This is a genomic window from Kitasatospora sp. NPDC059571 (assembly GCF_042735675.1).
In the GTDB taxonomy this organism is placed as follows: Bacteria; Actinomycetota; Actinomycetes; order Streptomycetales; family Streptomycetaceae; genus Kitasatospora.
In genome coordinates, this window is sequence record NZ_JBHWBW010000138.1 from 1,761 (window position 1) to 11,076 (window position 9,316).

The following is a 9,316-nucleotide window of genomic DNA, read 5'->3' on the forward strand; positions in this document are numbered from 1 at the left end:
GCTGGACGGGGTGGCAGGGCCGGGCACCCCGGCCGAGGCCGCAACCGACCGCTGGGCCCCGGCCCCCCCCCCCCCGGGGCCCCTCGCTCCGGGGCCATGTCACCCCCGCCCCCGCCCGCCGGGCCCGGCCCGGAGCCGTTCGGGCCGGCCGTCCCGGACCCGGCGGCGGCCGCGGCCGGCACGTACGACCTCGCCGAGCTCGACACCCTGGTCACCGGCTGCCGGGCCTGCCCGCGGCTGGTCGAGTGGCGCGAGGAGGCGGCCCGGACCAAGCGCCGCGCCTACCTGCACCAGGAGTACTGGGCGCGGCCGATCCCCGGCTTCGGCCCCGCCGACGCCGCCCTGGTGCTGGTCGGGCTGGCCCCCGCGGCGCACGGCGCCAACCGGACCGGCCGGATCTTCACCGGCGACCCGTCCGGGGACCTCCTCTACGCGACGCTGTACGAGCTGGGGCTGGCCTCCCGGCCGGAGGCGGTCTGGCGCGGCGACGGACTGCGGCTGCACGGGGTGCGGATCACCGACCCGGTCCGCTGCTGCCCGCCGGAGAACCGGCCCAGCCGCACCGAGCGCGACACCTGCCGGCCGTGGATCTCCCGGGAGCTCGAGTACCTGCGCCCCTCGGTGCGGGCCGTGGTGGCGCTCGGCGGGTTCGCCTGGCAGGCCGTGCTGCCCGCGCTGGCCGACGCCGGCTGGCGGCCGCCGCGCCCGCGCCCCGCGTTCGGGCACGGCGCCCACGCCGTGCTGCCCGCCGCGGACGGCGGGGCGCCGCTGCACCTGTTCGGCTGCTACCACGTGAGCCCGCGCAACACCTACACCGGCCGGCTCACCCCGGCGATGCTCCGGGACCTGCTGGCCACCGCCGCGGCGACCGCCGGGCTCTGACCCCGGCCGGGCAACGCCCCGGACACTCTGGGAGCCGACGCGCCCGGACGCGCTCAGAACTGCGGCCGCTTGCGGGCCCGCCGCCACACCCCGGGCAGCGCGGCCCGGGCCTCGGCCTCGACCACCCGCTCCCGCTCGTAGAGCACGCCGTAGGCGAACGCCGGCCCGTCCGCGGCCAGCCCGTGCAGGGTGCGGCAGGCCAGCACGGCGTCCTGGTGCACCCCCAGCAGGTCCTGGAGCTCCTTCATCCGCCGGACGAACCCCCGCGCGGCCCGCCCGGCCGGCTCCCCCGCGTACCGGGCGCGCTTGGCGGCCTTGCGGGCGTCGTGGAGGGCGACCTCGGTGGCCGTGCCGGGGGCGGCCGCGCGGGCGGTGCGGATCCGGCGGGCGGTACGGCGCTGCTCGCGGCGGGCGATCCGGGTGAGCTCGCGGGCCGCGGGCCGCTCGGCGCGCGCCGTGAACTGCGGCTCGGCCGCCAGGCCGCGCAGCGCGGCCAGCAGTGCCGGGAACCGCGGCCCGTCCAGCGCGGCCACCGCCTGCGGGCGGGCCAGCTCGGTCTGCTCGGCGGACCACCGGGCGAGCGCGTCGGCGGTCTCGGCGGGCCCGCACTCCTCGGGCAGCTCCCGGGCGAGGGCGGTGAGCCGTTCGCCGAGCACCTCGGCGTCCCGGGCGACCCCGAGCGCCGCGGCCAGCTCGCGCAGCTCCGCGACCAGCGGCGCGGTGTCGGCGGTCAGCAGCGGTCGGTACGCCTGGAGGGTGCTGCGCAGCCGCCGGGAGGTGATCCGCATCTGGTGGACGGCGTCCGGTTCGTCGGCGCGGACGGCGGCCTCCAGGGCGGCCAGCCGCTCGGTCTGCCGGGTGAGCCAGTCGGCCAGCAGCTCGCCCGCGGTCGGTTCGTCCCGGTGCGGCACGGCGCTCACCCCCTCTGCGGACCTCCAGGGTAGGTCCGGCACGCGCTCCGGTGGCGACCCGACGGGCCGGACGGGCCGGTGGGACAGGTGTGCCGGACGTGCCGACCTTCGGCCTGACCTGATCACGTTTATGCGGAGCTGATCGGCCGCCTGGCATACTCGCTGTCCATGACCGGTGACAGGACGACGAGAGCCCTGCGGGCGGCGGTGTTCACCGCGCTCGCGGTGCCGCTCGCCGCGCTCGGTCAGGTCGTGGTCACCGGGCGGCAGCTGCCGCTGACCCTGGTCGCACTCTGTTCCGCCGCGGTCTTCCTGCTGGCCCTCGCGCTGGCCGGGTCCCGGCTCAGCCTGTGGCGGGTGTGCGCCGTGATGCTCCCGGTGGAGCTGGTGCTCAACACCGCCTTCAACCTCGGCCAGGACGGCTGTACGGCCGTCGCCGCCCGCTCGCACGGCGTGGACCTGCTGGTCTGCGGCGGCGGGTCGGTGAACGGCAGCTCGGTGCTCTCCGAATGGGCCGGCCAGTACGGCGGATCGGTCCGCCTGCTGGTGCTGCTCGTCCACCTCGCGCTGGCGCTGGCCGCCGCCCTGTGGCTGTCCCTCGGCGACGCCGCGCTCCGCACGGTCGTCCGGGCGCTGCACACCGTGGGCGCCGCGGCCGGCGCGGTCGGCCGGGCGCTGCTGCTGCTCGCGCCGCTGCCCGCCTGCCCGGCGGCGCTGCCGCCGGCCGGTCCCTTCCCCGACCGGGCCCTGCCGCGGCCCGACGACGTCCTCCTCACCCCGGCTCCCCGGCGCGGTCCGCCCGCGTACGCACTGGCCTGCTGACGGCTCCCGCCCCCGTGGCGGACGCGCCGCCGGCTCGCCCCCGTACGCAGAGCCCCCTTTTCCCGGTGTGCCGCCGCGCGTCCGCGCGGTCCGGCGGCACGCCCGCACCGTGAGGACCGACGGACCATGACCACGCAGCACCCCGGCACCCGCCAGACCGCCCGCCAGCGCCTCCAGGAGGCGCACCGCCGCGAACAGCGCGCCGCCGTCGTACGGCGCCGGACCACCGTCGGCGTGAGCATCGTCGCCGCCCTCGCGGTGGTCGGCGGCGTCGTCGCCGCGATCGCCACCGCCTCGGACGGCTCCTCCCCCGCGGCGAACGCGCCGGTCGTCACCCCCGCCCACGCGTCCGGCGGCGACGGCACCACGGTCGTGTACGGCAAGGCGGACGCCCCGCACACCCTGCAGGTGTACGAGGACTTCCGCTGCCCGATCTGCCACGAGTTCGAGACCTCGGCGGGCCAGGCCGTGCAGCAGCTGGCCGACGACGGCACGTACAAGATCGAGTACCACCTGGCGTCGTTCCTGGACGGCAACCTCGGCGGCAAGGGCTCGCGGACGGCGCTGGCCGCCGCCGGCGCCGCGCTCGACCAGGGCGTCGACCAGTTCAAGAAGTTCCACGACGTGCTGTACGCCAACCAGCCGGCCGAGACCACCGACGGGTTCGGCGACGTGAACCACCTGCTGGACCTGGCCGGCAAGGTGCCCGGGCTGAAGACGGCGGCGTTCACCAAGGCGGTCACCGAGGGCACCTACCAGCCGTGGGCGGCCAAGGTCTCCAAGGCGTTCGACGCCAGCGGCGTCAGCGGCACCCCGACCGTGATGCTGGACGGCAAGGCGCTCAAGGTCTTCGACTCCGCGGGCAAGCCGCTCACCGGCGAGCAGTACACCGCGCTGATCCGCAGCACGATCGGGGGCTGACCCGTGCGCCCCACCACCCCCACCCCCGCCACCGCACCGGTGCCCGCGCCTGCCGCTGCCGCCGCCCCCGCCGCCGCCCCCGTGGCGGCCGGGCGGCCGTTCGCCTGGCTGGTGCTGGTCTGCGGCCTGATCGGCCTCGCAGCCTCGGCCGTGCTGACCCTGGACAAGCTCCGGATGCTGGAGAACCCCGGCTACCGGCCGAGCTGCAGCATCAACCCGGTGATCAGCTGCGGCTCGGTGATGCGGACCGCGCAGGCCTCGGCGTTCGGCTTCCCGAACCCGCTGATCGGCCTGGTCGCGTTCGGCGCCCTGGCCGCGATCGGCGCCGGCCTGCTGGCCGGCGCCTCGTACCGCCGCTGGTTCTGGCTCGGCCTCCAGGCGGGCACCGCCTTCGGCGTCGGCTTCGTGGTCTGGCTGATCAGCCAGGCCCTGTACGAGATCGGCGCGCTCTGCCCGTACTGCATGGTGGTCTGGGCCGTGGTGGGGCCGCTGTTCTGGTACACCACCCTGCACAACCTGCGCACCGGCGTCCTCCCCGCCCCCCGCGGCACGACCGCCGTCCTGACCCGCTACCACTGGGTCGTCCCGGCCCTCTGGTACCTCGGGATCGCCCTGCTGGTCCTGAACCGCTTCTGGTACTACTGGCGCACGCTGATCTGATCAGGCACTCCTGATGGCTCCCACCCGGGGTTTCCCGGGTGGGAGCCATCAGCTCGTCTCCGCCGGGCCGGCTACCGGCTGGCCCCGCTGCGGGTTGCCGGATGCTGCCCGGGGAGATGATCCCGGTGGAGAGAAATTCTCGCGCTTGTGTCGATTCGGCCGTCGGGCGTTCGTGTAGGGGGTGAAACGGGCCCCGGGAGAGCGGTCCACCGGCGCAAGGGAGCGTGTCATGCGCAAGGTCAACGTCACTCTGTCCATCTTCGACGCCGGCCCGGTCGCCGCACTCAACCGCACGGTCGCGCTCGCCGAGGTCCACGGCCCGCGAGCGGCCCTCGACCTGGTGGACGACCTCGACCTCGATCACCACTACCTGTTCCACGCCATCCGCGGCGACCTCCTCGCCCGCCTCGGACGCACCGCAGAAGCCGCACAGGCGCTGGACACCGCGGCCCGGCTCACCGGCAACCGGTCGGAACGCACCTACCTCGCGGCCCGACGCGACCGACTCGGCCAAGCCTTCGCCCCGCCTCCCGCTCAACGGCACAACGGTCGCACACGGTGATGTCGGCGTCCTGGCGCGCTCTGCGCTGATCCGCACCGCCCGGCGCGGGACACGACCGGACAGCCGGTCGCGGCCCGCCCCGGGCGACTTCGGGCGGCATCGGTCAGTGGCCGCGGGCGATCCATTCCTCCAGGTGCGGTGCCTCGGCGGCGATGGTGGTGGAGTCGCCGTGGCCGGTCCGCACCACGGTCTCCGGCGGGAGGACGAGCAGCCGGTCGCGGATCGAGTCGATGATCGTCGGGAAGTCCGAGAACGACCGGCCGGTGGCACCCGGCCCGCCCGCGAAGAGCGTGTCCCCGCTGAGGACGGTGCCGAGGGCGGGTGCGTACAGGCAGACCGCGCCGGGGCTGTGCCCCGGCGTGTGCAGCACGGTCAGCTCCGTCCCGGCGACGGCCAGGCGCTGGCCGTCCGCGAGGTCGGCGTCGGGCTTGCGGTCGGGGTGGGTCTGCTGCCAGAGCACGGCGTCCTCGGGGTGGAGCAGGACGGGGGCACGGGTGCGGGCGGCAACCTCGGGGGCGGCGTTGACGTGGTCGTTGTGCCCGTGGGTGCAGACCACGGCGACCACGCGGCGGCCGCCGACCGCGGCGGTGATCGCACTGGCGTCGTGCGCCGGGTCGACCACCAGCACCTCCTGGTCGTCGCCGACCAGCCAGACGTTGTTGTCGACCTCCCAGGTGCCGCCGTCCAGGGTGAACTCGCCGGAGGTGACGAGGTGTTCGATGCGGGCCGCCATCAGAACAGCACCACCGATCGCAGCACCTCGCCCTTGTGCATCCGCTCGAAGGCCTGCTCCACGCCGTCCAGCGCAATGGTCTCGCTGACGAAGGCGTCCAGGTCGAGCCGGCCCTGCAGGTACAGGTCGATCAGCATCGGGAAGTCCCGGCTCGGCAGGCAGTCGCCGTACCAGGAGGACTTGAGGGAGCCGCCGCGGCCGAAGACGTCCAGCAGCGGAAGTTCCAGCGTCATTTCGGGGGTGGGCACGCCGACCAGCACCACCGTCCCGGCCAGGTCCCGGGCGTAGAAGGCCTGCCGGTACGTCTCGGGCCGGCCGACCGCGTCGATGACGACGTCGGCGCCGAAGCCGCCGGTGAGCTCCCGGATGGCCTCGACGACGTCCGCCGAGCCCGCGTCGACGGTGTCGGTCGCGCCCAGCTCCCGGGCCTTGGCGAGCTTGCGGGCGTCCAGGTCGACCGCGATGATCCGGGCCGCACCCGCCAGGCGGGCGCCCAGCACGGCGGCGTTCCCGACCCCGCCGCAGCCGATCACGGCGACCGAGTCGCCGCGGCCGACCGCACCGGTGTTGACCGCGGCACCGAGGCCCGCCATCACCCCGCAGCCGAGCAGCCCGGCCGCGGCCGGGGAGGCGGCCGGGTCGACCTTGGTGCACTGGCCGGCCGCGACCAGCGTCTTCTCCGCGAACGCGCCGATGCCCAGCGCGGGCGACAGCTCGGTGCCGTCGGTCAGGGTCATCCGCTGCTTCGCATTGTGGGTGTCGAAGCAGTACCACGGCCGTCCCCGCCGACAGGCCCGGCAGCGGCCGCACACCGCACGCCAGTTGAGGATGACGAAGTCGCCCGGCGCGACCTCGGTGACCCCTTCGCCGACCGACTCGACCACACCGGCCGCCTCGTGGCCCAGCAGGAACGGGAACTCGTCGTTGATCCCGCCCTCCCGGTAGTGCAGGTCGGTGTGGCAGACCCCGCACGCCTGGATCCGCACCACCGCCTCGCCCGGCCCCGGGTCGGGCACCACCACCGTCACCACCTCGACCGGCGCCCCCTTGGACCGTGCGATCACACCGCGCACCTGCTGCGCCATCGCGCTCTCCTCGCTTCCGCGCATCCGACTTGGCCGTTCGCCAAACGTACGTCGATTGTGACGGGGAGAGCGGTGCGCGCGGGGGCCGACAGGCGCAACCGGCGGTGATGACCGGGAAGGTCGGGCGGTTCCCGTGCCGTGTCCGGCGAATCCCGCCGAACCGCGCGCCGGGCGGCTCCGCGTATGGTTCGACGGTGCACGACCTCAACGACGGTCCGGGGACACCGGACACCCGCAGCGCCGCCCGCTACCTGTGCTGGCTGACCGCCCGGCAGAAGCGACGGGTGGCCACCGGGGCGGTGCTGAGCATCGCCTGGATGCTCCTCCTGACCCTGCAGCCGTACCTGCTGTCCCGCGCCGTCGACGACGGGCTGCGGGCCGGGCGCCCGCGCACCCTGGTCGGCTGGACCGCCGCCATCCTGGTCGCCGGCCTGCTGAACGCCGGGATCAGCATGCTGCGCCACCGGACCATGACCAGGCTGCGGATGGACGCCACCTTCCGCACCGTCCGGGTGGTGGTCCGGCAGTCCGTCCGGCTCGGCGCGGCGCTGCCCCGGCTGGTCACCTCCGGCGAGGTGGTCACCATCGGCATCGGCGACGTCGGCCAGATCGCCCGCACCCTGACCTTCGTCGGCCCCGGTGTCGGCTCGCTGATCGCGATCGGCACGGTCGCCGTCCTGCTGCTGTCCGTCTCCCCGCTGCTCGCCGCCGTCGTACTGCTCGGTGTCCCGCTGATGGCGGTGCTGGTCGGTCCGCTGCTCGGCCGGCTGCGCGGCGCGGAGACCCGCTACCGCGAACGGCAGGGCCGGCTCGCCGCCCGGTTCGTGGACATGGCGGGCGGGCTTCGGGTGCTGAACGGCCTGGGCGGCAAGGAGACCTACGCGGAGCGCTACCGGCGCGACTCGCAGGAGCTGCGCGCCGACGGCTACCGGGTCGGGGCCGTGACCAGCTGGCTGCAGTCCTTCGGCGTCGGCCTGCCCACGCTGTTCCTCGCCGCGGTGACGTGGCTGGCCGCCCGTCTCGCCGCCGGCGGCGACATCACGGTGGGTCAGCTGGTCGCGGTCTACGGGTACGTGGCGGTGCTGGTCTTCCCCGTCCAGTTCCTGGTCGAGAGCGGGCAGGACATCAGCCGCGGCCTGGTCGCCTCCGCGCGGGTGGTCCGCTTCCTGGCGCTGGACCCGGGCACCCGCCCGGACGGCGCCGACGCACCGGGCTCCCCCGCCGTGCTGCGCGACCCGGACTCCGGTGTCGAGCTGCTCCCCGGCCGGCTGACCGTCCTGGCCTGCGCCCGGCCGCAGGACGCCGCCGCCGTGGTCGACCGGCTCGGCCGGTTCACCGCGACCGCCGCCGAGTGGGGCACCGTCCGGCTCGACTCGCTCGCCCTGTCGGCCGTCCGGGACCGGATCCTGGTCGCGGACAACGAGGCCGCGCTCTTCGCCGGCCCGCTGCGCGAGGTCCTCTCCGGCCGCCACCGGCCCGACGACCGGGCGCTGCTCGCCGCCCTGGAGGCCGCCGCCGCCCTCGACGTCCTGCGCGGACTGCCGGACGGACTGGACTCCCCGATCGAGGCGGACGGCCGCAACCTGTCCGGCGGCCAGCGGCAGCGCCTGCGGCTGGCCCGGGCACTGGCCGCCGACCCCGAGGTGCTGCTCGCCGTGGAGCCGACCTCCGCCGTCGACGCGCACACCGAGGCCGCGATGGCCGCCGGCCTGCGCCGCGCCCGCGAAGGACGGACCACCCTCGTCACCGGCGTCTCGCCGCTCCTGCTGGACCGGGCCGACACCGTGCAGTACCTGGTCGACGGCCGGGTCGCCGCCACCGGCCGGCACCGCGACCTGCTCCGCGACCACCCCGGGTACCGCAGCCTGGTCTCCCGCGCCGAGGCCGAGGACCCCGCCCTGCCGGCCCCGCGCCGCGCCGGCGCCGAGGACACCGCCGTACCGGCCCCCGACAGCACGCAGGAGACCCTCCGATGAGCGCCCGCCTCCCCGTCGCCGGCCCCGCCGCGGTCCGCCGGGCCACCCTGGCGCTGATCCGCCGGGACGTCCGGGGCTTCACCGCCCTGCTCGCCCTCAACGCACTGGCCGCCCTCGCCGGACTGGCCGGCCCGTGGCTGCTCGGCCGGATCATCGACGAGGTGTCGGCCGGCGCCGGCACCCGCACCGTCGACCTGCTGGCGCTCGCCATCGTGGCCGGCGCGCTCGCCCAGCTGCTGCTGTCCCGACAGGCCCGCTACGTCGCCCACCGGTTCGGGGAGCGCACCTCGGCGCGGGTCCGCGAGCAGTTCGCCGACCGCGCCCTCGCCCTGCCCCCGGCGGCCGTCGAACGGGCCGGGACCGGCGACCTGACCACCCGCGGCACCACCGATGTCGCCGCCGTCGGCACCGCGCTGCGGGACGCCGCCCCGGACGTGTTCGTGGCCCTGGTGCAGATCGTGTTCGTCGTCGGCGCGATCATCGCCGTCCAGCCGCTGCTCGGCGCCTGCGGGATGATCGGGATGGCCGGGGTCTGGTCCGGCGCCCGCTGGTACCTGCGCCGGGCCCGCTCCGGCTACCTCGACGAGGGCGCCGCCAACTCCGCGCTGGCCGAGGTCCTCGCCGCCACCGCCTCCGGCGCCCGGACGGTCGAGGCGCTCGGCCTCCAGGAGCGCCGGGCGGGGGGGCGCGGGGGGCGCCGGGCGGGGTGGGGGCCCCCCCCCCGCGGGGGCGCGGTTGCGCGCGCACCGGTGGTTGCCCGAGGG

The 9,316-nt window shown here is 76.1% G+C and carries 10 protein-coding genes; 7 read left to right on the plus strand and 3 right to left on the minus strand.

Features of this window, described 5'->3' with window-relative positions; translation table 11 throughout:
• The first annotated feature begins 96 nt into the window (after positions 1–96).
• The gene (locus ACFV0G_RS17645; RefSeq protein ID WP_380547862.1) at positions 97–882 is read left to right on the plus strand and encodes a uracil-DNA glycosylase; all 786 of its coding nucleotides are present in this window, start codon (positions 97–99) and stop codon (positions 880–882) included.
• Positions 883–935: 53 nt separating this feature from the next.
• Here the strand turns inward: ACFV0G_RS17645 and ACFV0G_RS17650 are convergent, their stop codons facing one another.
• Entirely contained in the window at positions 936–1,802 is an 867-nt protein-coding gene (locus tag ACFV0G_RS17650) for a CHAD domain-containing protein (RefSeq protein WP_380547865.1), read from the minus strand.
• Positions 1,803–1,961: 159 nt separating this feature from the next.
• Between ACFV0G_RS17650 and ACFV0G_RS17655 the strand changes: the two genes are divergently transcribed.
• The 4 genes from ACFV0G_RS17655 to ACFV0G_RS17670 all read left to right on the plus strand — a co-directional run bounded on the left by ACFV0G_RS17655 (position 1,962) and on the right by ACFV0G_RS17670 (position 4,758).
• Positions 1,962–2,615, plus strand: a complete 654-nt coding sequence (locus tag ACFV0G_RS17655; protein ID WP_380547868.1) for a hypothetical protein — start codon at positions 1,962–1,964, stop codon at positions 2,613–2,615.
• A 126-nt stretch (positions 2,616–2,741) separates the two neighbouring features.
• The gene (locus tag ACFV0G_RS17660) at positions 2,742–3,536 is read left to right on the plus strand and encodes a thioredoxin domain-containing protein (protein ID WP_380547871.1); all 795 of its coding nucleotides are present in this window, start codon (positions 2,742–2,744) and stop codon (positions 3,534–3,536) included.
• 3 nt (positions 3,537–3,539) lie between these two features.
• On the plus strand, positions 3,540–4,196 hold the full coding sequence (locus ACFV0G_RS17665; RefSeq protein WP_380547874.1) for a vitamin K epoxide reductase family protein: 657 nt from the start codon (positions 3,540–3,542) through the stop codon (positions 4,194–4,196).
• Between the two features lie 229 nt (positions 4,197–4,425).
• Positions 4,426–4,758 carry a hypothetical protein gene (locus ACFV0G_RS17670; RefSeq protein ID WP_380547877.1) on the plus strand — a complete coding sequence of 111 codons (333 nt, stop codon included), beginning with the start codon at positions 4,426–4,428 and terminating at the stop codon, positions 4,756–4,758.
• Positions 4,759–4,861: 103 nt separating this feature from the next.
• Here ACFV0G_RS17670 and ACFV0G_RS17675 read toward each other — a convergent pair whose 3' ends face one another.
• Both ACFV0G_RS17675 and ACFV0G_RS17680 read right to left on the minus strand, forming a co-directional pair.
• Positions 4,862–5,491, minus strand: a complete 630-nt coding sequence (locus tag ACFV0G_RS17675; RefSeq protein ID WP_380547880.1) for an MBL fold metallo-hydrolase — start codon at positions 5,489–5,491, stop codon at positions 4,862–4,864.
• A complete protein-coding gene (locus ACFV0G_RS17680; protein WP_380547883.1) occupies positions 5,491–6,576 on the minus strand; it encodes an S-(hydroxymethyl)mycothiol dehydrogenase in 1,086 nt (361 codons plus the stop codon). Before ACFV0G_RS17680 ends, ACFV0G_RS17675 begins: the two co-directional genes overlap by 1 nt.
• A gap of 194 nt (positions 6,577–6,770) precedes the next feature.
• Here ACFV0G_RS17680 and ACFV0G_RS17685 point away from each other — a divergent pair, with 194 nt between their 5' ends.
• Both ACFV0G_RS17685 and ACFV0G_RS17690 read left to right on the plus strand, forming a co-directional pair.
• On the plus strand, positions 6,771–8,552 hold the full coding sequence (locus ACFV0G_RS17685; RefSeq protein WP_380547886.1) for an ABC transporter transmembrane domain-containing protein: 1,782 nt from the start codon (positions 6,771–6,773) through the stop codon (positions 8,550–8,552).
• Positions 8,549–9,316: ABC transporter transmembrane domain-containing protein (locus tag ACFV0G_RS17690; RefSeq protein ID WP_380547889.1), on the plus strand; the 768-nt coding region annotated here is incomplete at its 3' end. The genes ACFV0G_RS17685 and ACFV0G_RS17690, both read left to right, overlap by 4 nt.

Coding starts and splice junctions, on each gene's coding strand:
- ACFV0G_RS17645 (WP_380547862.1), top strand. CDS start 97: ATGTCACCCCCGCCCCCGCCCGCCGGGCCCGGCCCGGAGCCGTTCGGG.
- ACFV0G_RS17655 (WP_380547868.1), top strand. CDS start 1,962: ATGACCGGTGACAGGACGACGAGAGCCCTGCGGGCGGCGGTGTTCACC.
- ACFV0G_RS17660 (WP_380547871.1), top strand. CDS start 2,742: ATGACCACGCAGCACCCCGGCACCCGCCAGACCGCCCGCCAGCGCCTC.
- ACFV0G_RS17670 (WP_380547877.1), top strand. CDS start 4,426: ATGCGCAAGGTCAACGTCACTCTGTCCATCTTCGACGCCGGCCCGGTC.
- ACFV0G_RS17675 (WP_380547880.1), bottom strand. CDS start 5,491: ATGGCGGCCCGCATCGAACACCTCGTCACCTCCGGCGAGTTCACCCTG.
- ACFV0G_RS17680 (WP_380547883.1), bottom strand. CDS start 6,576: ATGGCGCAGCAGGTGCGCGGTGTGATCGCACGGTCCAAGGGGGCGCCG.